The 22,627-nt window shown below is 38.7% G+C and carries 16 protein-coding genes and 1 riboswitch; of the genes, 15 read left to right on the top strand and 1 reads right to left on the bottom strand.

All coding sequences use genetic code 11. The features are described from left to right. The first annotated feature begins 209 nt into the window (after window positions 1-209). A riboswitch (cobalamin riboswitch) is annotated at window positions 210-392 on the top strand. Window positions 393-659: 267 nt separating this feature from the next. The 13 genes from F3D3_RS03640 (at window position 660) to F3D3_RS03580 (ending at window position 18,497) form a co-directional block, all read left to right on the top strand. Further along, on the top strand, window positions 660-1,658 hold the full coding sequence (locus F3D3_RS03640; RefSeq protein WP_069871287.1) for a radical SAM/SPASM domain-containing protein: 999 nt from the start codon (window positions 660-662) through the stop codon (window positions 1,656-1,658). Window positions 1,659-1,662: 4 nt separating this feature from the next. Beyond that, window positions 1,663-2,664 (top strand): ATP-binding protein, encoded by a 1,002-nt coding sequence (locus tag F3D3_RS03635; protein ID WP_069871285.1) that lies wholly within the window; start codon window positions 1,663-1,665, stop codon window positions 2,662-2,664. Next, a complete protein-coding gene (locus tag F3D3_RS24980; protein WP_069871283.1) occupies window positions 2,657-4,582 on the top strand; it encodes a VWA domain-containing protein in 1,926 nt (641 codons plus the stop codon). The genes F3D3_RS03635 and F3D3_RS24980 overlap by 8 nt, the downstream gene beginning before the upstream one ends. A gap of 11 nt (window positions 4,583-4,593) precedes the next feature. Further along, entirely contained in the window at window positions 4,594-8,325 is a 3,732-nt protein-coding gene (gene cobN / locus F3D3_RS03625; protein ID WP_069871281.1) for a cobaltochelatase subunit CobN, read from the top strand. Window positions 8,326-8,355: 30 nt separating this feature from the next. After that, window positions 8,356-9,204, top strand: a complete 849-nt coding sequence (locus F3D3_RS03620) for an ABC transporter ATP-binding protein (RefSeq protein WP_069871279.1) — start codon at window positions 8,356-8,358, stop codon at window positions 9,202-9,204. A 14-nt stretch (window positions 9,205-9,218) separates the two neighbouring features. Continuing rightward, a complete protein-coding gene (locus F3D3_RS03615; RefSeq protein ID WP_175438276.1) occupies window positions 9,219-9,938 on the top strand; it encodes an ABC transporter permease in 720 nt (239 codons plus the stop codon). Between the two features lie 20 nt (window positions 9,939-9,958). Continuing rightward, entirely contained in the window at window positions 9,959-11,194 is a 1,236-nt protein-coding gene (locus tag F3D3_RS03610; RefSeq protein ID WP_069871276.1) for an ABC transporter substrate-binding protein, read from the top strand. 22 nt (window positions 11,195-11,216) lie between these two features. Then, complete coding sequence (locus F3D3_RS03605) at window positions 11,217-12,257, top strand: iron ABC transporter permease (protein ID WP_069871274.1); 1,041 nt, start codon at window positions 11,217-11,219, stop codon at window positions 12,255-12,257. Between the two features lie 12 nt (window positions 12,258-12,269). Next, window positions 12,270-13,385 (top strand): ABC transporter ATP-binding protein, encoded by a 1,116-nt coding sequence (locus F3D3_RS03600; protein WP_069871272.1) that lies wholly within the window; start codon window positions 12,270-12,272, stop codon window positions 13,383-13,385. Window positions 13,386-13,558: 173 nt separating this feature from the next. Continuing rightward, entirely contained in the window at window positions 13,559-14,722 is a 1,164-nt protein-coding gene (locus tag F3D3_RS03595; RefSeq protein WP_069871271.1) for a hypothetical protein, read from the top strand. Beyond that, on the top strand, window positions 14,719-15,948 hold the full coding sequence (locus F3D3_RS03590; protein ID WP_069871269.1) for a glycosyltransferase family 4 protein: 1,230 nt from the start codon (window positions 14,719-14,721) through the stop codon (window positions 15,946-15,948). Before F3D3_RS03595 ends, F3D3_RS03590 begins: the two co-directional genes overlap by 4 nt. 10 nt (window positions 15,949-15,958) lie before the next feature. Next, on the top strand, window positions 15,959-17,695 hold the full coding sequence (locus F3D3_RS03585) for a cyclic nucleotide-binding domain-containing protein (protein ID WP_069871268.1): 1,737 nt from the start codon (window positions 15,959-15,961) through the stop codon (window positions 17,693-17,695). A 157-nt stretch (window positions 17,696-17,852) separates the two neighbouring features. Next, on the top strand, window positions 17,853-18,497 hold the full coding sequence (locus F3D3_RS03580; protein WP_069871266.1) for a hypothetical protein: 645 nt from the start codon (window positions 17,853-17,855) through the stop codon (window positions 18,495-18,497). A gap of 85 nt (window positions 18,498-18,582) precedes the next feature. On the opposite strand, the gene F3D3_RS03575 is transcribed toward F3D3_RS03580, so the two are convergent. After that, window positions 18,583-19,980, bottom strand: a complete 1,398-nt coding sequence (locus F3D3_RS03575; protein ID WP_069871264.1) for an MBL fold metallo-hydrolase — start codon at window positions 19,978-19,980, stop codon at window positions 18,583-18,585. A 158-nt stretch (window positions 19,981-20,138) separates the two neighbouring features. Between F3D3_RS03575 and F3D3_RS03570 the strand changes: the two genes are divergently transcribed. Both F3D3_RS03570 and F3D3_RS03565 read left to right on the top strand, forming a co-directional pair. Next, on the top strand, window positions 20,139-21,020 hold the full coding sequence (locus F3D3_RS03570) for a fumarylacetoacetate hydrolase family protein (RefSeq protein WP_069871262.1): 882 nt from the start codon (window positions 20,139-20,141) through the stop codon (window positions 21,018-21,020). A 103-nt stretch (window positions 21,021-21,123) separates the two neighbouring features. Further along, window positions 21,124-22,575 carry an SH3 domain-containing protein gene (locus F3D3_RS03565; RefSeq protein ID WP_069871260.1) on the top strand — a complete coding sequence of 484 codons (1,452 nt, stop codon included), beginning with the start codon at window positions 21,124-21,126 and terminating at the stop codon, window positions 22,573-22,575. Window positions 22,576-22,627 lie beyond the last annotated feature (52 nt).

The raw sequence follows: 22,627 nt of genomic DNA, 5'->3' as shown, positions 1-22,627 counted from the left end.
ATTTTTTAATCTTTTTAACGATCGTTAGAGTGTCAAAAGTCAGTTTCGCATAAACCCTCTACCCTATACTGCATCGCGTACATCCCATAAAAGACATTATACGGTAAAATTTTGCTCAACTTTAGACGCTTTAACCCGCTTTTTTAAAATGATGTTGACAAAATGTATTGAAAAAGATAAGATCATTTATGTTAAGATATCTATTTGATAAATAAGAGAGTAACTCAAAAACTGAATAGAATTCAATCGAAGTTATGGAATCATGTGTGAATCATGAACGGTACGGCCACTGTAATGCGGAGTGAACCTTATATATGTCACTGGGAAACTGGGAAGACGAGGGGAGCGTTGAAGCAAAGTCAGGATACTTATTTCGATGGTGTTGTCTCCTTGTAAGACAAATAGAGCTTTGTTGATATCCGTCAATGCATTTTTTGTGTTGGCGTTTTTTTTGTCAATTTTTTAATATAACCCTTGAGGAGATGTCCCCCACTTCTCTAAGTGGGGGTTCATATTCCTAATTCAGTGGGAGTCCAAACTTCCACTGAATGCAATCCGATAGGATTGTGCAAGTGTTACGAAGGTAGCGAAGCGGACTGAGTATACGCTTTGATTATTTGACTAAAGCCTAAATATTCAATTGATGAGGAGGAACTGACTTGTCCATAAAGCTGTTAGTGTTAAGAGTGACTCAACGCTGTAATCTAAATTGTGATTATTGTTATGCTTCTGAAGGCCCTAAAGTCCATATGACTCAAGGCGTGGCGATATCAGCAATTGAAAGATTTTCAAGACCTGGAGAGGTCCTTAAAATCCAATTTACAGGTGGGGAACCCCTGCTGAATATGCCTTTGATAGAAGCCATATATATCTATGGTATAGAGACCAAGCGACAACTCCTACTGTCCGTCCAGACGAATGGCACACTTTTATCCAAGGAAATCTGTCAAAAACTGAAACAGATGAGGGTATCCATAGGCGTTAGCTTAGATGGCATAGGCAAGGCGAATAGACTTCGCACTTATCCCGATGGAAAATCTAGCTTTGAAGATGTTCTTGAAGGCCTTCAAAATTTAAGAACAGTAGGCATAAAATGCAATTTAACCACAGTTGTGACTTGTGATAATGTCCATTCACTTGACCAGATCTTGCAACTTTCAGCGTACTTAGGACATATTCACGGTGTCAGTTTAGATTTTTTTAGACCGCTGGGCAGAGGTAAACACAAGAATCTTACAGCAAATCAACTGGATTTAGAGGCAGGTATAGACAAACTCATAAATCAATATGATGAATTAAGACGGTTACATAAACGGGTTGCAATAAAAGCCATGGAAAAAATGGAAAGGGTCATATCGAGTGACATCAAGAGAGCCGTTTATTGTTATGCTCAGACAGATCAATCACTCTGTATAGATCCTGAGGGCAATCTTTACCCTTGCTCTTCGTTATCGGATTCAGCTCATTTGATTGGCAATATCAACTCTGGTTTAAGTATGCACCAAAGAGATGCGCATTTAATGCAACTCAGTGAAATTTGCAGTCCATGTAAAATACTTCAATATTGTATGGGGGGATGTCCTGCAAGTGATGATAAAACAGCAAATTGCATATTAAATAGAAAACTTCACCAGTATCTGACAAATCAAAGGAGGTAAACACATGTACATGAATTATCCGTTTTCAGCAATTGTAGGTCAAGAGGATATGAAACTCGCGTTGATTTTAAACTTGATTAATCCTAAAATCGGAGGAGTCCTCATAAGAGGCGAAAAAGGCACGGCCAAATCCACAGCAGTTAGAAGTCTTGTGGCCATTATGGAAGAGGTTAAAGTGGTTAAAGACTGTCATTTTCATTGCCGGATCGAGGGGCCCTATTGCGAATCTTGTAAAACTTTAAAAGAAAAATCGGTTCAGGATTATGCCATGAATGTGGTGGAATTGCCAATCAGCGCAACTGAAGATCGTGTGGTGGGATCACTTGATATGGATAAGGCCATCAAATATGGAGAGAAGGGATTTGAACCCGGTATTTTGGCAGAGGCAAATGGCAATTTACTCTATGTAGATGAAATCAATTTATTGGATGACCATATTGTAGATGTGCTTTTAGATGCGGCAGCCATGGGGGTCAACACAGTGGAACGCGAAGGCATTTCCTATTCACATCCGGCTCAATTTATACTTGTTGGAACGATGAATCCTGAAGAGGGGGATTTAAGACCGCAACTTCTAGATCGATTTGGATTAGTAGTTCAAATTGAAGGCGAAAAATCGTTGGATTTGCGTATGGAAATTATTAAGAGACGTCTAGGTTTTGAACAGTCCTCAGAGGTCTTCAATAGAGACTGGCAAAATGAAAATGCAATTCTAAAAGAGAAGATATCAAATGCTAAAAAGAACTTAGACCAGGTGGCTATTTCGGATGAAATAGTCCGCATGGTAGCAGCGTTAGGCATCAAATTAGGTGTTGATGGACATCGGGCAGATATAACCATGATTAAGACGGCTAAGACCATCGCTGCATATGAAGGCGCAACGCGGATAGAAAAGGCTCATATTATTAAAGCCGCTACTTTAGTATTACCACATAGACTTAGAAAATTGCCATTTGAATCAGATGAGAATCAAATGATGAACTTGGAGGCGTTGTTGAATGCGTGAGTATCCGTATCCTTTCAGTGCTATTGTAGGACAAGAACAATTAAAAAGAGCACTGATTTATAATGCAATTGAGCCTAAAATTGGCGGCGTTTTGCTATGTGGTGAAAAGGGCACCGCTAAATCAACGATTTCAAGGGCGCTAGCTCAAATTTGTGGTATGAAAATTATAGAGTTGCCGCTCAATGTCACTGAAGATATGCTGATTGGAACTGTTGATTTTGAACAAGCAATTTCGTCTGGCGTACGGGTGTTTCGTGAAGGGATTCTACACCGTGCACATGAAAATATACTGTATGTGGATGAAGTCAACTTATTAGCGGATAATATCGTCAACATTTTAATTAATATTACCTCAAATGGTGTCAATCGAATAGAGCGCGAAGGGATCAAACACAGTCATCCATGTGAAACAGTGCTCATAGGTAGTATGAATCCTGAGGAAGGGATGCTCAGACCTCAATTGCTTGATAAATTTGGTTTGTATGTTGCAGTTAGTGGTGAAGAAGATGTTGAAAAGCGCATGGAGATCATACGCAGAAGATTGAACTTTGAAGCGTGTCCAGATCAATTTGCTGAAGGTTTTGAATCTGAGACGGAACAATTAACCAAGAAGATTCAAAGTGCCAAAATGCGGGTTAAGCATATCAGCCCTTCAAAAGAGATGATCAAATTAGCAGCTCAAATTGCTGATGAAGCTTCGTGTGAAGGCAATCGTAGTGAGATTATACTTCTGAATACAGCAAGGGCAATAGCGGCATTTTCCAGTAGAGATTATATGACGCTTAAAGACTTAAATGAAGCTTCTGAATTCGTGCTCCCTCATCGGAAAAGAGAATTAGGTCATTCACAATCCCGTGATCAAACACAAACAGGTGATGATCAACAAAGCGTTGATGATGGGCAGTCTCCAAGAGATAGGGCATCTTCGATTGAAGATTATGATCATGGTGAAATCGAAAAACCGCAGTCAAATGACTCACAGTCTTCACCACTTGAGAAAGATCAATCGGAATCAGAACTAGAATCAGAACTAGAATCAGAACTAGAGTCAGAACTAGAATCAGAACTAGAGTCAGAACGATCTCAAACACCTTATGAAGTGAGGCCTCTATTTAATCGAGGCATGGATCGCATCTATCGACAGGGCACTGGCAGAAGACAAAAGACAAGGACAAACACTTATAAGGGACGTTATGTCAATTGGACTGAATCCGAAAACTATGGTAAGGGCATTGCATTTGATGCAACCCTCAGAGCAGCGGCACCTTTTCAGCAGTTTAGAGTGCGTCAAGATACCGCTTTTGTGATTGAAAAAAGAGATTATAGATTCAAAAAACGTGAGATTCATATAGGCGCCTCAATCGTCTTTCTAGTGGATGCCAGTGGTTCTATGGGCGCTAAAAAACGCATGCAAGAAACGAAGGAAGCGATACTTTCACTACTAATGGATTCGTATCAAAAACGAGATAAAGTTGGGTTTGTTAGTTTCAAAGGGCATTCAGCAGAAGTGCTTTTAGATCTAACATCCAGTGCACAGATGGCAAATAGGGCGCTTCAATCGCTTCCAACTGGTGGCAAAACACCACTGGCAGCAGGGCTTTTAAGTGCATGGCAATTAATCAAAGCAGCTCAGATAAAAGATCCCAATATTTTACCCATGCTTGTTTTGATAACTGACGGTCGTGCAAATGTCTCTTTGCAGGGGGGTGAACCAATAGAAGAGGCTATTAAAATGGCTGAATTGATTGCTTCTGAAAAAATCAATACAGTGGTTATTGATACAGAAAATGATTTTATCAAAGCAGGCATTGCTAGGGAACTTTCTGCAAAGTTAGGTGGGCATTATTATAAAGTAAAAGACATACGAGCTGGTGTGATTCAAAAGTATGTCAACATCCAAAATCCAATATTACGGTAGGGGGAAACTGTATGAAAGTACTGTGTTTAATGGGTACAGAAGATCGATTGTATTTAATGAGACAGGCACTGGAAGAGCTGAAGAACTTGACAGAGCATGTCTTTGAAGGTGACATATATTCAGTGTGGGAACTTAGACAATCCCCATTAGCAGATCAAATGATGTCAGCGTTAACAACTTATGATTTTGCAATTGTTTATTTTCATGGGGGCGCACATTTAATGGATCGATTTAGTACCTTTTGGAATGGCATTAAGAATAGAATGCCTGTTTTTTTTCTCTCTTCTTTAGCGGAAGAAATTTCTGAGCTTATGCCACAATCTGCTTTAAATCCAGAAGCGTATAAAAGAATGATTTCTTATTTTGAAGTGCCTACATTGAAAAATTATAAATCGGTGTTGATGCTCGCAGGGAATGAAGTCAATGCGCACTTTGATATTCCAGAGCTTGAAGTCATGCCGTTACAAGGCTATTATATGCCGGAACAGCTTATTGAACCTCATGATGAACAGACTTTTGTAAAAGAGATTATGGAAAAAAAGCTTCCGATTATTGGACTCATCATACATCAGAATAACATTATGACGCAAAATAGGGCACATATCAATTGTGCGATTGAAACACTTCAAGCATTAGGGGCAGCGCCTTTACCCGTATATACCAGAATTGCTGAGGACGAAAATAAAAAAAGTGGTATTTTACATGCCATTAATCGTTATTTCATTCACGATGGAAAAGTGGTTCCAGAAGCGTTGATTGTCATGACCGGCTTCTCTATGACTTATATGTCAGGCTATAATAATATACCTGAAACCATGGATAAATCCATATTTGAAAGACTCAATATTCCCGTCATGCAGATGATGATCACACACTTTAGCACTCAGGAATATGCGGACAAGATTCAGGGCCTTGATTCTATGAGTCTTGGCACTTCCGTTTTTCAACCAGAGCTTGACGGTCAAATCATTACCGTGCCCTCAGCCAGTATGGAAATGAGAATGATAGATTCTATTGAGCGCAAGCTGGCAAGTCCGATGGCAGATCGAATTCGCAAAACGTGTTTGTTAGCTATCAATTGGGCGAAATTAGGAAAGTTAAAATCAAGTGATAAAAAATTAGCGATTATACTGCACAATTTACCAGGCAATGATCGCATAGGTTGTGCAGAGGGGTTAGATACTTTTGAATCTGTTTATCAGCTTCTGGCACTTTTGAAGGATGAAGGCATTAAGACAGAATATGCCTTTGAGAATGGACAAGAAATCCTCGTAAAATTAACAGAGGCTCTAACCAATACCAATGATTATAAAACAGAGGATGAAATCGCAACACAAGCGTGTGATCTGATACTACCAGAGCGATACAACCAGTGGTGGGCACGTTTTGGAGATCAAATTTCAGACCATTTGAAAAAACGATGGGGAAATCCACCTGGAGCATTCATGATGCACGATGATCAAGTCATCATTCCAGGGTTGCTCAACGGCAATGTCTACATTGGACTTCAACCAGACAGAGCTTATAACAATTGTGCAGAGGCTTTATATCACAGTACGGATTTTCCACCACCTTATAGTTATATTGCATTTTACAGATGGCTTGAGGAAGTTTTAAAAGCGGACGTGGTGATTCATGTGGGGACACATGGTACGGTGGAGTGGTTGCCGGGTAAGGAAATTGGACTTTCAAAAGCTTGTTATCCAGATATCTGCATGGGGAGTTTGCCACATCTCTATATTTATCATATGGGGATAACCGGTGAAGGGATTCAAGCCAAACGCAGAAGTCATGCAGTGATTCTTGAACACTTGATTCCGTCTATGCAAGAATCGGGAACCTATGGTGAGCTCAGCGCACTTGATGATGCCATAAAAGCTTATAATCACGCCAATCAATTTAGTAAAGGACAAGTGCAGAGTACACTAGAGCAAGTTTATAAACTTGCAGAGACATTAGCGCTGAATTCAGATATCGACCTCGATGAAAACGATTATAAAAGTGCCCCAGATGCGTATATAAGAAAATTGCATCACTGGATGGGGCAGCTTAAGAATTCAGTTACGCGAGATGGGCTTCACATTTTTGGTCAGGCACCTCATGGCGAACCCTTTTCTAATTTATTAAGGATGCTTGTTCGTGTGAATAATCACCATATCCCCTCTATTTATGATGCGGTCTTAACCGCAATGGGGCATGATCCTGAAAAAGTAAAGGATCAACTTGAGGCAACTGCGACAGATTCTGAAGCACAATACATTTATGATGAGGCCGTGACAATTGCGACAGAACTTACACATGAACTCCATACGCATAAATATGAAGTCCTTTTTATACAGAAAATCATTCAAAAGAGCGCTTTTAGAGGCCATACACAGCCACTTAATGAAGTTTTATCGTACGTGTGCACAACCTTAAAAGAAAAGGTACTGGAGACTTGCAATGAAGGACATCAGTTTATAAATGGCATCAATGCGCGGTTTGTACCACCGGGAAAAGGCGGCAATCCAACGCGTGGCAATGCGGACATTTTACCGACGGGGAGAAATTTTTATGCAGGCGATCCAGCTGAAATTCCTTCCAGGGCAGCTTATGAAGTGGGTGTTAAATTGGCTCAAAAAACGCTGGATAAGTACCTGAGTTTATCAGAGGCGTATCCAGAAAGTGTAGCAATGATCGTATGGGCTGGCAATACACTTAAAACTTACGGGGAAGATTTTGCTGAAGGTCTTTCCTTGATGGGGGTAAGACCCGTGTATTTAGGGCAAACCGCTAGAGTTGTGGACGTTGAAGCCATTCCAATGATAGAACTAAAGCGCCCTAGAATCGATGTGACCTTGAGAGTCTCTGGGCTGTTTAGAGATATGTATCCAAACCTCATTGAACTCTATGATAAGGCCGTTAACTGCGTGGTCGCTTTAGAGGAAAACCATGAAGAAAATCATGTAAAGCGTCATTTTGATGAAGACATAAAAGACTTAATTCAACAAGGCATTGATATGGATGAAGCCTCTGAACGTTCAAAAATCAGAGTTTTTAGTGCAGCACCAGGGACTTATGGCGCAGGAGTGAGTCACCTCATTGAGAGTAAAGCATGGGATAGCTATGAGGATATTGCGGATGTGTATAGCAATTGGAGCAGTCATGGTTATTCGTCAAGGCAACACGGAAGTCGCATGCAGGCAATGTTTGAAAAAAGGCTTTCCACTGTAGAGGTTACTATAAAAAATGAATCTAATATAGAAGTGGACATGTTCTCAAGCGATGATTTTTATGCCTATCATGGTGGCTTAGTGGCTTGTGTAAAGAAGCATTCGGGTAAGAATCCACTGGCAATTACAGGGCATACAGAAGATGCTAATAGACCCGTTTTAAGAACGCTCAAAGCAGAAACGGCACGTATTGTAAGAACTAAAATTTTTCATCCGGTATGGCTTGAGGGCTTAAAAAGGCATGGGTACAAAGGCGCACAAGAAGTGGTGATGGCAGTGAATCACTTGTTCGGATGGGATGCAACTTCTGAAGTGGCTGAAGACTGGATGTATCAGAAGATCGCAGAACAATTTTTATTCGATCAAGAAAATCGAGATTGGCTGGAATCTGTGAACAAATGGTCCACGCATAGCATCAGCGAAAGACTTTTAGAAAGTCATCAAAGAGGCATGTGGGATGCCGATGAAGAGGTTGTTTCACAGCTTAGAGCGCTTTATTTGAATACTGAGGGATTGATTGAAGGGGATTAGAGCAATGAAGTCTATAAGGAGGAAACCGTAATGATAGAACTTAAGAACTTGACAAAAACTTATCCAAATCAAACGGAACCTGCGGTAAAAAGCGTGGATATGCATGTTAAAAAGGGGGAGTTTTTTGGATTGCTTGGGCCTAATGGTGCGGGCAAGACAACGATGATCGAAATGATGACAACATTACTTTTACCAACAGAAGGCGAGATTTTGATATCGGGGCAAAAACTTGCACGGAACCGAGTGGATTTAAAAAAGAAATTTTCTTTGGTGACACAAGAGTATTCTTTGAGATCGGATATGAATTTGGATCAGATTATGGAATTTCAAGGGAGATTGCATGGGATGCCTAAAAAATTGATTAGAAGTCGAAGCAATGAATTGCTAGAGATTTGTGATTTGGCGAAGCATCGCAAGAAAATTGTGAGAAAGCTATCTGGGGGTATGAAGCGAAAGCTTATGCTCTGCAGGGCACTTTTAACAGAACCTGAAATTATATTTTTAGATGAGCCCACAGCGGGACTGGATCTCATGTTTAGAAGGCAAATGTGGGATTTGCTGAGAAAGCTCAACGAAGAAGGTTTAACGATTATATTGACGACACATTATATTGAAGAAGCGGAAGCTCTGTGCCACAGAGTTGCCATGATGCGAAATGGTAAGATTGTAAAACTTGAAAATCCGAAAAGATTGATCACGGAATTAGGCGAATTTTCGGTGGATGTATTTGATGGCAATGCTACAAAGAGCTACTACTTTGAAAATAAAGAAATGGCATTGGCATTTGCCACCACAACGCATGATCGAATCAATATCAGAAGTACCTCTCTTGAAGATGTCTTTGTCAAAATATCAGAAAGTGGGGTTGAAATAAGCTGATGGGAATAGTTTGCGTGTTATGGGAAAAATATGTGGAATTCAAATACGAATGGATTAAGATCACATTGGCAGCAATTATGAGTCCTGTCTTGTACTTAATCGCCTTTGGTTGGGGTTTAGGTGATCGTCTGGTAAACGGTCATCCCTACATTCAATTTTTAATTCCAGGCATTATTGCACTTTCCACGATGAATACCAGTTATGCCTCTGTGGGGACATCGCTCAATATCCAAAGATTATTTGAAAAATCCTTCAAGCAAATTATCATATCCCCCACGCCATGGTGGCAATATCTAGTGGGGCAGATTATAGGGGGTTCTATTAGAGGCATGTATGCAGGCGTTTTACTTTTGATTGTTGTCATGCCTTTTCAAAACGTTGTAAGTGTTACGCCACTTTTTTTCTTAGTGATGTGGCTTAACGGCGTTGTATTTTCATTATTAGGGGTGTTGGCTTCTATGATTGCAAAGACACATTCAGATATTAGTCGATTCTCAACCTTTGTGATTATGCCAATGACATTTTTATGTAATACCTTTTTCCCACTTGAAAAAGTGCCTAAAGTGGCACAAACTTTTATCAACTTTTTACCTTTACCACATGCAAGTGGTTTGCTCCGGGCGATTTCTTATGGAGATCCAATCCAATATCAATCTTTGGTGGTACTTTTGGTGTATGCAATAGTCTTATTTATATTGACACTTCAAACGACTCAAAGCATAAAAAATATGTAAGTTTAGAGGAGAATAACACAATGAAAAAGTTTATATCGTTAATAATGGTTATGTTGTTTGTATTTGCAAGTCTTACAGGATGCACCGCTACGGTTCAAGAATCTGCTTCTGGAACACAAAAGACTGAAAATGTTCAATCTGAAAGCGATCGATTAGAAAATGAAGCCGTGAATTTATCTGAGGGGGAAGTTGTTTTAGAGTCTCAACCAGTAGCAGGGCATCTAAAATACATTAAAAGTCTTAAACTGGAGTATGCTCACGCCTTTAAAGTGGATTATTTTGAGAAGGGGTATACCCTTTTAACGGTTGGAGAGGATACTCAGTATTTGATTATTCCAGAGCACGGGCAAGTGCCAGAAGATTTAAGCGCTGATATTACGATGATTCAAAGACCGATTCAAGGATTATATATTTCCACAACGCCAACGATGTCTCTCATTAATGCAATGCAAGGTCTTGATTATGTTCGGTTTTGCGGCACGAAAATTGAAGATTGGTCAATCGATGAAGTGGCACAGGCTATGACAGATGGCAAAATTATATTTGCGGGGAAATACAACGAACCCGACTATGAATTGCTTGTGGAAAATGGGACCAATTTAACCATTCAGTCGGCAATGATCGATGCGGAACCAGATGTCGTTTCTAAATTTAACGAACTCTCCATACCTGTAATCATTGATCGTGGTAGTAATGAGACTCATCCACTTGGAAAAGTAGAGTGGTTAAAATTCTATGCGGCACTTCTTGATCTGGATATGAGTATTGCCAATGAGCTGTTTGATAAACAAGCAGAAACGGTAAAAACGCTTTCAAACAATGAGAAGACAGGCAAAACAGTTGCGATCTTCTATATCACTTCAAAAGGGAAATTATATGTCAGAAATATGGATGATTATGTGACTAAAATGGTAGAACTTGCAGGTGGGCAATATATATTTACTGACCTTGAGAATTCTGGCAGCAATTCAACCACCATGGAAATGGAAGCTTTTTATGATCAAGCAAAAGATGCGGATTATATTTTGTATATGTATAGTACTGGTGGAAAACCCAATACACTAGAAGATCTACTTGAAAAAAATGCTCTGATTTCAGATTTCAAAGCCGTTAAAGAGGGCCATGTTTGGGCAACTTGCCCTGAGTTTTTTCAAATCAGTGATGTGATGGGGAATATGATTGGCGATATTAATACGGTATTGACAACAGATGACGCGTCACTTACAAATCTAAAGTATCTTTTTAAGCTTAAATAGTGCATTAACTAAGGAGATGAGCATGAAAATTAAAGCCAAATGGATGGCATACGTGAGATATCAAGTTGTTTTCGTTGTGCTCATAATATTATTTTGCTGTGTTGTAGTGGCAAATATCAATTCTGGAAGTGTTGCTATTTCAGTGCCTGAAATTCTAGACATCATATTTAATAAAAATGCTTTGATCACTTCAAATTATAATATTTTGTGGAAAATCAGGCTGCCGAGACTTATGACAGCAGCAGTTTTAGGTGGTGGGTTATCCATATCCGGATTTTTGCTTCAAACTTTTTTTAGAAATCCCATAGCGGGGCCTTATGTGCTCGGCATTTCTTCAGGCGCTAAGATGACGGTGGCCTTTGCAATGATTATTGCCACCAAATACCATGGGACTTTTACTTCATTGGAGCTTGTATTAGCGGCTTTTGTTGGTTCTCTTGTGTCTATGTTCTTTGTCTTGACAATTTCTAAAAGAGTACAAAGTATCTCTATGTTGCTTGTTGCAGGCATTATGATTGGCTATATTTGTTCGGCATTTACCGATTTTTTTATTGCATTTGCGAATGAATATCAAGTTACTAATATATATACGTGGGCTCTAGGCAGCTTTTCAGGTGCATCGTGGACCTCGTTTAAGTTTGCAGCGACAATTATTTTCACGGTGTCGGGCATTGTTTTTTTACTTTCAAAGCCTATTGGAGCATATTTATTGGGAGAATCCTACGCACAGAGTTTAGGGGTAAACATAAAATGGTTTCGTATTGCGCTTATATTGTTTTCAAGCTTGTTATCGGCCACTGTAACGGCATTTGCTGGCCCTATTTCATTTATTGGAATTGCGGTACCGCATATGACAAAGATGCTCCTCAAGACGACAAAGCCAATTTTGGTTATTCCAGCGGCTTTTATTTGTGGTTCAACCTTCTGTATGTTTTGTGATTTGATTGCAAGAACGGCTTTTTCGCCAACAGAATTATCAATCAGTACGGTTACGGCAGTCTTTGGAGCACCTATTGTAATCTCTCTGATGTTAAAGCGACAGAGCAATCCCAATAACACCTAGAAAGGAACACATATGAATGATTATTATTTTAGTTCAAAAGAATTGACAGTGGGTTATCAGGGCATTCCTTTGATTAAAAACATCAATATTAAACTTAAAAAAGGAGAGATCTTAACGCTGATAGGACCTAATGGCTCTGGAAAGTCCACTATTTTGAAAAGCTTAACAAAACATCTTGAAAAGCTACAAGGCACAGTCTTTATTGGAAAAAATGATATGGCGGCGCTCACTTTTAAAGAAATTTCAAGACAACTTGCAGTGGTTTTGACAGACCGCATTAAAGTAGATCTCATGACTTGTTGGGACTTAGTCGAAACCGGTCGGTATCCGTATACGGGTTATCTAGGAAGGTTAACAGAAACGGATAAAGAAAAGGTGGCAAATGCGCTTAAAAAAGTGCATGCATGGGATTTAAAAGATAAAAACTTCAATGAAATCAGCGATGGACAAAGACAGCGCATTTTACTTGCAAGGGCAATTTGTCAGGAACCCGAGATTATTATTTTAGATGAGCCCACTTCTTTTTTAGATGTACGCCATAAATTAGAGCTTCTCAAAATCTTGAAGGATATGGCTAAAATTGACCAGATTACAGTTATTATGTCTCTACATGAAATCGATTTAGCACAAAAAATAGCGGATAAAATTATGTGTGTTAAAGGCGAGACTATTTATAACTATGGGAGCCCAGAAGAGATTTTTTCTTCAGATATCATTCAAGAGCTTTATGAAATTGACAAGGGTTCCTATAATGTCAATTTTGGAAGCGTGGAACTCAATAAATCAATTGGCGAACCAGAAGTTTTTGTGATTGCAGGAGATGGAACTGGTATCGCTCATTTTAGAGAACTTCAAAGAAGAGAGATTCCATTTTGTACCGGGGTCCTTCATCAAAATGATATTGATTATCAAATTGCTAAAGCATTGGCTGTAAAAGTGATCAAATCACCTTCATTTAATAAAATTTCTAATGAAATCTATTTAGAAGCAAAAGAAGTGTTGCATGGCTGTAAGAAAATTTTGTACACTGGAGTTGAATTCGCAGAAATGAACGATAAAAACAAAGCGTTACTCGACGTTGCTAGACGATTGAATATGCCTATTTGTTATTCAGTGGATGAAATATAATCGTATTTATAGTATAGAGATTTAGATCTGCTACTTTTTTAAAAGGATGTAGATCTGAGTCTTTTTTATTGTAAACGGTTAATTATAGAGACTCTGAAACGCGCATATGAATATTCCAATCAAAAAAGGGTAAAAGCTTTGTAATCTGGGATTTTGAAAGTAGGGGGGGCAATATGAAGAAATGTTTTGGTTTAATTGTGAATCGATTAGATGATAAAGTCACCTTGATTGATTTTTTGCTAAACGCTAAACGATTTGGTCATATGATAGATGAGGTCATTGTTATTTACTCACAGGATATAGACCGCGGGTATCTTGAAAATGTAAGAACATTTGTCAAGATAAAGCTCATTCATGTGAATAGACTGACACCCATTTATGATGAACTCCTTGGGATGGGCGTATCTGAAAAGTCGATTATAAAAATTCTTGGCATGGATGATTTTGAAAAAACTGGGCTGGTCACTTATTCTAAAAAAAGAAATTTGGTACTCCTTCAAGCGCTATTAGACGGCATGGATATCGTGTACTTTATTGACAGCGATGTGCATCCTTGTGTGCTGTATAAAGAAGGCAAATGCGAAGAAATTGATTTTGTTGGCGTTCATCTCAATCACTTGCTCTTTAAAGATGTGGCAGCAACGACAAGTGATTACTCAGGTTATTTTATCTTGCCACCTATGAAATTTAAGCATATGGATGCTTTTCTAACAGGGATTCAGAAAGAAGGTGCAATTCCTTATATGAGTACTTCTGATCTTCACAATTGTTTAAAGCTTGGCATACATGAACCCTATCGAACGCCAACTTTTACGAACAAATTACTCGGGGGTAATTTGGCCATGAGAACTTGCTTTTTGGATCGAATCCCTCCTTTTTTTTCGTTTTTTTACAAAATGGAGGATCGTTATTATTTAACAAGAGGAGAAGATACCACTATGGGGATTTTCTTTGATCAAAATCATCTCAAAGTGATCGATATAGATGTAAAAATCACACATGACACTTTCGGCACATATCCGAAACAGCCAGATTTGTTAAATGATCCCTTGATCCAAAATAGGCTTTTCTATGCTTCCATGGGGTGGATTGGCAGAAATCCATTTTTGAATTATATCCTTGGCGAAGATGTGAAAGCCATGGCGGATGTCCAAAAAAGTGCGATGGAAGTTGGTGCACGCGCATTGGCTGAGTATACAAACGATTCGAGATTTTTAAAGCTGCCACATGCGATTGACTGTGCTGTGGCGAATCTGCCAGCGATGATAGAGCGCTATGAAGAAGTTAAAACCGCTTGGCTTGAAATTACAACGGTGATTGAAAGGAGAAAAGGATGAAAGTTTTATTAATGAATCATTTCCCACTTGAAGGTTCTGGAAGTGGTGTTTATACCAGAAATCTTGCAGAAGAACTCGTCAATTTTGGCAATGAAGTCATGGTTATTTTTCCTGAACACCATAAAATAAAATATGAGAAATTTGAATCCATGCCAATTGTATTTCAAAGTGATCAACACAATACGGATGATCTAGTGGACGTGCCTTTTGATTTTCCATGTTTTACGTCACACCCCAGAAGTGTCAACACCTTTTATAATCTGACGGATTTTGAAATGACACTCTATATTGATGCCTTTAAAAAAGCAACACAAATTGCCATTGAGACCTTTAAACCCGATATAATACATGCACAACACTTATGGATTACCCCCTATGTTGCAAGTCTCTTTGACATCCCCTATGTGATCACAGCACATGGCACCGATCTCAAGGGATTTGTGAAAGATGAACGGTATCATCGATATGCACTCGAAGGTGCAGAACAAGCAGAGCGGGTTATTACGATTTCAAAACAAGTGGATCGGGAAGTGGAAACACTTTTAAAAGTGCCTAAAGAAAAACGCAGTTTGATACTGAACGGTTATAATCCAGAACTCTTTAAAATGAAGACAGTAGCGCCTAAAGAGGTGCTGGGCAAATATGGAATTGTTTATAACGATGAGCAAGTGGTATTCTTTGCTGGAAAGCTTGCACATTTCAAAGGCGTGGATGTTTTGCTGGATGCAACTAAATTGAATGAGATCGCTTTACAGGGCAATGTGGTTACGGTTATCGCAGGAAACGGTGAGCTCTACGAGACCTTAATCCATCAAAAAAACAATTTAGAGCTCAAAAATACACATTTTCTAGGTCATATTTATCAAGATGAACTCGTTGATCTTTATAATATAGCACATGTGAGCTGTGTGCCTTCGAGAACGGAACCTTTTGGACTGGTTGCGATTGAAGCACTGGCGTGTGGCGCACCTGTTGTGGGCACGAATCAAGGTGGACTACCTGATTTTATAACACGTGAAGTAGGGCAATTGGTGCCTGTGGAAGATTCTGTAGCATTGTCGGGTGCGATACTGGAAATGCTCAAAAACAATAGCCATAGAGAAATGGCTGACGTTTGTCATAACTATGCAGAGCTTAATTTTTCAAGACATATTTCAATCAAAAAAGTAGAAGAAATGTATCAAGAAATCATCATGAAATCAGCGCAGAATAATCCAAAAAAATAAGGAGGATCACATGAGAATCGTAATGGTAATTCCGACCTATTGGCAAAGGTCAAGAATCGAGGGATGGCAAGAAGGCGATGCCGTTTACGACCATCCGACACCCATAGATGAAGAGGGAACCCTTGGTCGTACGCTTGAGAGCATTAAGCTGTTGAACAACAAAAACTTTAAATTGGTAATTCCAGTTTGCCCAACAACCGACAAGATTGCAGAGGTTGCTGAACGCAAAACGAAGGAAATTGTTGAGAAATCTAAGATTATAGTGGAAACATACATTTTCACACCTAATAATTTAGAAAATATAAAAAAAATATTACACCAAGAGGGCTTAAGGGAAGAACTGGAACTGCTCAACATCAAAGGGTATTCAAATGTCAGAAATATTTGCCTCTATGCGGGGCAGGTATTAGGGGGGGATGCAGTTATTCTCATTGATGACGATGAGGTCTTTGAAAAACCAGATTTTATTGATATGGCTGTGGAATTCATGGGCAAACGCAAATATGGTTCTATCATTTACGGTGTTGCAGGCTATTATCTCAATAAAAAAGACGAATACTATGATGACGTGGAAATGCAAGCTTGGATGACTTATTGGGATCGATTTGGTTCTAAGGCAAAGGCTTTCGATAAAATTATTTCTGCGGGCCCAAGAATAAAGATCACGCCGTTTGCTTTTGGGGGTCTTATGGTGATTCATAAAAACATGTTTAGGATTGTCCCTTTTGATCCTAAAGTCTCAAGGGGAGAAGATATTGATTATTTGATCAATGCCAAAATGTTTGGTTTCGATTTCTTCTTAGATAATAAACTCAATATCAAGCACTTGCCACCACCAAAGCATCATCCAGTTTGGAAGAGAACACGAGAAGATATTTATAGATTTTTGTATGAAAAATCCAAGATTGACAATCAAATGGAACACAGCAATATGAAAAAGGTAACCGCGGAAGATTTTATGCCTTATCCAGGTGATTTTTTAACCGATGCGTTAGAGGATAAAATTTATAAAACCAATATACTGTTGGCGCTTGATTATTTAGCTGAAGGCAAAGTGGATGATTGTAGAGGCGCAATTGAGAATATTTATTTGAGCAAATATGAAGCCATTCCAAAGTTTGATACTTTTGAAACCTATAGGGATGCCCAAAAAATGTGGATAAAACTCATCGATCTCACAGGCATTCACAGAACAGTCATTCGTAACGAAATGGAGCTCAACAACCTTTCAAGACAAAAGGCTGCTCAAGAAATCGAAAAGTTCGTTACAGTGGATCGCGTGGAAATCAAGGAGTCTCTAAAGGAAATTTCATTCTTCAATATTTTTACAGACAAAGAGCTTGAACGGATTATCGATATCGTCTCTACAAGACGATACAAGGAAAATCAGATTCTCTTTAGAAGTGGGGATGTTAATGAAGCCTTTTACATTATCTTAAAGGGTTGTATAAGAATCGCTAAAAGAGATGACAACAACGAGGAGATCGTATTAGGACACGTTGCGACTCAAGGGCTTTTAGGTGAAACAACGCTGGTTAATGAATTTCATTTTGTGGATGCGATTGCAGAAGAGTATACGGAAGTGCTTGAAATGAAACAGAGTGAACTTGAGCACATGATTGATGAAAATCCGGTGCTGGGGAATAAATTCTTGTTAATGCTCATCGATAAGCTAAACTTTAAACTATCTGCTACAAATGAGTTGGCGTCCAAGTATTTTATGAAAGATGAACACATAAAAGATTAAAAAGACAATTTGACACTCTGATTAATATTATTAGTGCTTGATAAGAAGCAGTGGTTCAACAAAAATTTTAAACTTTATTAAATTTGTTGAATCGCTGTCTTTTTGCGTCTATAATAATAGATGAAGTTATTCAGATTATATTTTTAGGAGGGTTATTTTGAGAAAAGGTGATTTCATTTGGGGGGCCATACTGATTCTGTTTGTGGCTTTTGTATCCTTAGAACCAACACATAGTGTTTTTATCAGTGTAACAACAGCACATCCTTATGTAGGTGGTTTTTTAAAATTTGCTTTACTTGCAACTATGGGCGAAATGCTTGTAACGCGTTTGAATCAGGGGTATTATAAAAAATCGGAAGGGTTTGTTTATAGAGCCATCATTTGGGGGATTCTAGGGATTGTGATTACCTTGATTTTTCAAATTTTTTCAGCGGGAACCATGGCGGCACTTGAAAAGGGATATCTCATTGGAAAAGGCAGCACACTTGCATTTGCATTTTTTACGAGTTGTTTAATGAATTTAACCTTCGCGCCAACGATGATGGCTTTTCATAGATATACGGATACTTATATAGACCTTAAGTTTGGCGAAGGTATATCCAAACCAACAGTGAGTCAAGTCGTTAATAAGATAGACTGGTATGGCTTTATTTCATTTGTGATTTTTAAAACAGTGCCCTTTTTCTGGATTCCAGCGCATACTTTAACCTTCTTATTACCAGGGGAGTATCGTGTGCTAGCTGCAGCGTTTCTTTCGATGGCATTGGGGTTACTCTTAACGATTGGCAAACGGAAAAAATAGATTTTGAAATGAGAGGTTAAAGGCACTCATAAGAGCTGAAATGATCTCTTATGAGTGCCTTTTAGCTTCACTACGCAGTAGTGGTTTAGAGCTCGAATGAATCGTTGAGTTTTGGAATCACAATTTCACAAGATTTGAGTTCTTTGAGGCGATCTCTAAAAAAATGAGAAGCTTCAAATTCACCATGCGTGACAAAGATCTTTTCGAGGCCCTCAATAGGGCTGACCCACCCAAGAAGATGATTGAGATCAGCGTGGCCAGAAAATCCTGAAATGGAATGAATATGTGCTTTAATGGCAATGTCCTCATCCAAGATACGCACCTTTGTAGCACCATCTTTTATAGCTCGACCAAGGGTCTCTTCTGCTTGATAGCCAATGAAGATGATATGTGTAGAGGTTCGCCAAAGATTGTGTTTTAAGTGGTGCTTGATTCTACCCGCATCACACATGCCGCTTGCGGAAATAATCACTTTTGGAGCATGATTTTTATTTAAGGCGATGGATTCTTCGTTTGAATTGACAAGATGTAAGTTTTTTAAAATAAAGGGGCTTTCGCCGTAGCTTTTTATAAGTTCGCTCATGTAATGACTGCTCTTTGAATAGATGGAAGTGGCATCAAGTGCCAAGGGTGAATCTACATAAATCGGAATTTGATCTAATAAAATCGCTTTTTCTGTACGGCGTGTTCGGATATAATGATTGAGTTCAAATATAATTTCTTGTGTTCTCCCAACCGCAAACGAAGGGATGATCACCGTGCCACATTCTTCATAGGCCTGTAAAATAATGTCCACAAGCTTATCTGTTCGGGTTTCAATATCTTGATGAAGTCTATCGCCATAAGTCGATTCCACAACAAGATAATTAGAGCGTTCAATGGTTTCAGGATTTTCTTGAAGGAAATTGGTGCTGTTCCCAAGATCGCCAGAAAAAACGATGCGTTTAGAAACACTGTTTTCAGTATAATCAATAATGACAGAAGAAGAACCTAAGAGATGTCCTGCATTGACAAGCTTAAAGGTCATAGAGGCATCTCGTTCAACTTCGTGGTTATAATCCAGAGGATATAGGTATTGGATGGCTTCCACTGCATCATCTTCTGTGAAGAGCGGGAGCACTTTTTCAAGACCTGCACGTTCTCTTTTTTTGTTTTCCCAATCGGTTTCAGACTCATGAATTTTCCCAGAATCTCTGAGTAAGATATCGGCCAAGTACATGGTGGGATAGGTACAGTAGATCTTACCTGTGAATCCTTTTTTGACAAGAAGTGGAATTCTGCCAGAGTGATCCACATGGGCATGCGATAATATCATAAAATCCAAAGTCTTTGGATCAAAATCAAGAAGTGAATAATTAAGCTGTTCTTCGGTAAGAGTGCCTTGAAATTGTCCGCAGTCGATTAAAAAACGATGTTGCTCTGTTTCTACAAGATACATGGAGCCAGTAACGTGACCGGCAGCACCTAAAAAATGAATTTTCATAATCTACCTCCAACTTTAGCTTCGACTATTTATATTGTACCCTAAAACACAAAAAAATATTTGAAAAATTCTTGTGTTTTTAGTTTACAAATAAGATAATGTTATGGACTGGATAATAACCCTTTAAAAAAATGAATTCAGCTTATACAGGAGGTCAAATGAAAATTGGAAATTGTTTGCATAAAGATGAAAAAATCGGTTATTGTATTATTGAATCAGAGTGTGTTTACCCTATAAATACAATGTTAGGCATAGAAGTTGACAGCTTTCATGAACTCGTTGAGAACTGGGATGATATTCGTAGCGAAATACTAAAAAAAAGAGATTCTACGAAAAGTATTGCCGCAGGGGAGGTCTCCTTTTTAGCCCCTATTCCAAAGCCCGTTAGAAACCTAATTTGTGTGGGCAAAAATTATTTAGAACATGCAAAAGAGCTTGAAGGCAAAACCGCTAATCTGGCGGGTATACCTCAAGACCCCATCTACTTTTCAAAGATGGCGCATCGAATACTTGGACCTACAGAGGCTCTTTTTATTGATGCTTCGATAACCACTGCAGTCGATTATGAAGTGGAACTGGGGTTGATTATTAAAAAGGAATGCAAAGATGTACTTGCAGAAGAGGCAAAAGATGTTATTTTTGGATATGCCGTCTTTAATGATTATTCAGCAAGAGATCTTCAAACGAAACATATACAGTGGCACAAAGGGAAATCCTTAGATAATTTTACGGCAATGGGGCCTTATATTGTGACAGCAGATGAGATCCCATTTCCGCCAAGCCTTGAGATCACTTGTAAAATAAATGGCGAGTTGAGGCAAACAGGGCTTACAGATCAATTGATTTTCTCAATTGAAAAATTGATCGAAGACTTCTCAAGGGGTACGACGCTTATCCCAGGCGATATAATGATCACCGGAACACCTGCGGGTGTGGGCATGGGGTTTGATCCACCTAAATATCTTGAAGATACAGATCTTGTTGAATGTGAGATAGAAGGCATGGGACGAATTTGCAATGGAGTTGTAATGAAAAATTAAAGGTTCCGTGATGGTGTTTAAACACTAAATTTGATACAATAGAGATAGATAAGAAACGTTTCTAATCAAGAAACGAAGGGTTAGAACTTAAGAAGGGGATTATATGACAGATAAGAAAATCAGAATGATGTCAGTTTTGGTTGCATTTTTATTGATGTTTACTTTCAATATAGGATATGCAGGACCTGAAATGTTGAGAGATGAAATTGTTGGAACTGTTCTAGATGTTGATTCATTAGGGCGTAAGGTGATCGATAATAGTGTAGGAGAGAGCGATGTACCCATTGTAGAGACAGAAGTTGATACGACAGAAAATGTTGTAGAGGGCACATCTGAAAGTGCCATAGGTGCCACGGCTGACGTCGTTATATTGAACAATGAAGGGGTAGAATTATTGGAATCCTATTCTTTCACACAGCCTGAGGGTATGGATGTGGAAAACATAGAATACAATCAGTATAATATTGGTTATTTTTATGTTGTCGCAGTAAGCAATGCGGTGAATGTTAGACAAAAACCAGATACCAGCAGTCCTGTAGTTAAACAATTGGGCTTTTACGGGAAGATGAATGTCTTTGAGAAAGTAAGAGGACAACATTTTACAAAGTCAGACAGTGATGAGTGGTATCGTGTTTACTGGTATGAAAAAAGTGAAATCAAAACGGGCTATGTCTATTCGAAAATTGTAAATTTTAGGACGTTCAGACTTGATCTTGTTAAAACGCAAATTGATGAACTTGTAGATTATTTTAGCAAATACGATAATATGGCTCAAATAAGCAACTATAAAAATGTCAATGGCTATGCACCCCTTTACAAGGGTAAAAAAGAGGATGCGTTTGGAAACACTAGAGATCAGTCTGCACCTTTATACCAATCGGCAGATAGTAGTAGTGAGCTCAGATATTTACCAGATGGACTTGTGGTAGACGTATTGGGTGCTGAAAATGGTTATTATAAAGTGCATGTATTTGATCATGGTTCAGAAGGGTATGTTCCTAAAAAATATTTGTCTTTCCAGAATCAAGTTGAAGAGATGAATCAAGTGATTTTCGTAGATATTAAAAATCAAAATATCAGTAGTTATCAGTTAACTGAAGGCCAGTGGGTATTAAAATCATTGTCTTATGCAACAACTGGGGTGGAAGCGCAATTTAAAGAACCCACAGTACCAGGGACTTATGCGGCCATTCAGAAAAAAGAAAAATTTCTATATTTAGATGATAAAACGAAAGAACTTGATGGCTATGCGCCTTATGCAATTCGATTCAATGGTGGCGCATATTTGCATGGATTTCCTGTGAATTACAGGTGGAACAAGGTTCAAGAACTTGTCAAGTCAGCTGAATACGATGCACAAGGGGTTCTATTGCATGAAGCTGTTTATTCAGAAAAAAGAGTGGGTTCACCTATAGATCCAGGCTTAATCGAATATTCGTATACACTTGGAACGGTTCCTTTATCACATAAATGCGTTCGAAATCCAACGTCCCATGCTGAATTTTTATATGATTGGATTGTATTAAACGAAGCGATGATAGTGGTCGTGGATTAAAATCAATAAAGCGGCAACAGCGGAGTAGAAGCACTGAAATCTGACAACAGGT

The organism is Fusibacter sp. 3D3 (genome assembly GCF_001748365.1).
Lineage (GTDB): Bacteria > Bacillota > Clostridia > Peptostreptococcales > Acidaminobacteraceae > Fusibacter_A.
Note: the sequence above shows the minus strand (reverse complement) of the source record. Positions and strands in the feature narration are given on the sequence as shown.

Excerpts from the sequence above, each read along its gene's own strand:
- F3D3_RS03565 (WP_069871260.1), top strand. The coding sequence starts at position 21,124 with ATGACAGATAAGAAAATCAGAATGATGTCAGTTTTGGTTGCATTTTTA.
- F3D3_RS24980 (WP_069871283.1), top strand. The coding sequence starts at position 2,657 with ATGCGTGAGTATCCGTATCCTTTCAGTGCTATTGTAGGACAAGAACAA.
- F3D3_RS03575 (WP_069871264.1), bottom strand. The coding sequence starts at position 19,980 with ATGAAAATTCATTTTTTAGGTGCTGCCGGTCACGTTACTGGCTCCATG.
- F3D3_RS03610 (WP_069871276.1), top strand. The coding sequence starts at position 9,959 with ATGAAAAAGTTTATATCGTTAATAATGGTTATGTTGTTTGTATTTGCA.
- cobN (WP_069871281.1), top strand. The coding sequence starts at position 4,594 with ATGAAAGTACTGTGTTTAATGGGTACAGAAGATCGATTGTATTTAATG.
- F3D3_RS03595 (WP_069871271.1), top strand. The coding sequence starts at position 13,559 with ATGAAGAAATGTTTTGGTTTAATTGTGAATCGATTAGATGATAAAGTC.
- F3D3_RS03570 (WP_069871262.1), top strand. The coding sequence starts at position 20,139 with ATGAAAATTGGAAATTGTTTGCATAAAGATGAAAAAATCGGTTATTGT.
- F3D3_RS03600 (WP_069871272.1), top strand. The coding sequence starts at position 12,270 with ATGAATGATTATTATTTTAGTTCAAAAGAATTGACAGTGGGTTATCAG.
- F3D3_RS03635 (WP_069871285.1), top strand. The coding sequence starts at position 1,663 with ATGTACATGAATTATCCGTTTTCAGCAATTGTAGGTCAAGAGGATATG.
- F3D3_RS03590 (WP_069871269.1), top strand. The coding sequence starts at position 14,719 with ATGAAAGTTTTATTAATGAATCATTTCCCACTTGAAGGTTCTGGAAGT.
- F3D3_RS03605 (WP_069871274.1), top strand. The coding sequence starts at position 11,217 with ATGAAAATTAAAGCCAAATGGATGGCATACGTGAGATATCAAGTTGTT.
- F3D3_RS03585 (WP_069871268.1), top strand. The coding sequence starts at position 15,959 with ATGAGAATCGTAATGGTAATTCCGACCTATTGGCAAAGGTCAAGAATC.
- F3D3_RS03620 (WP_069871279.1), top strand. The coding sequence starts at position 8,356 with ATGATAGAACTTAAGAACTTGACAAAAACTTATCCAAATCAAACGGAA.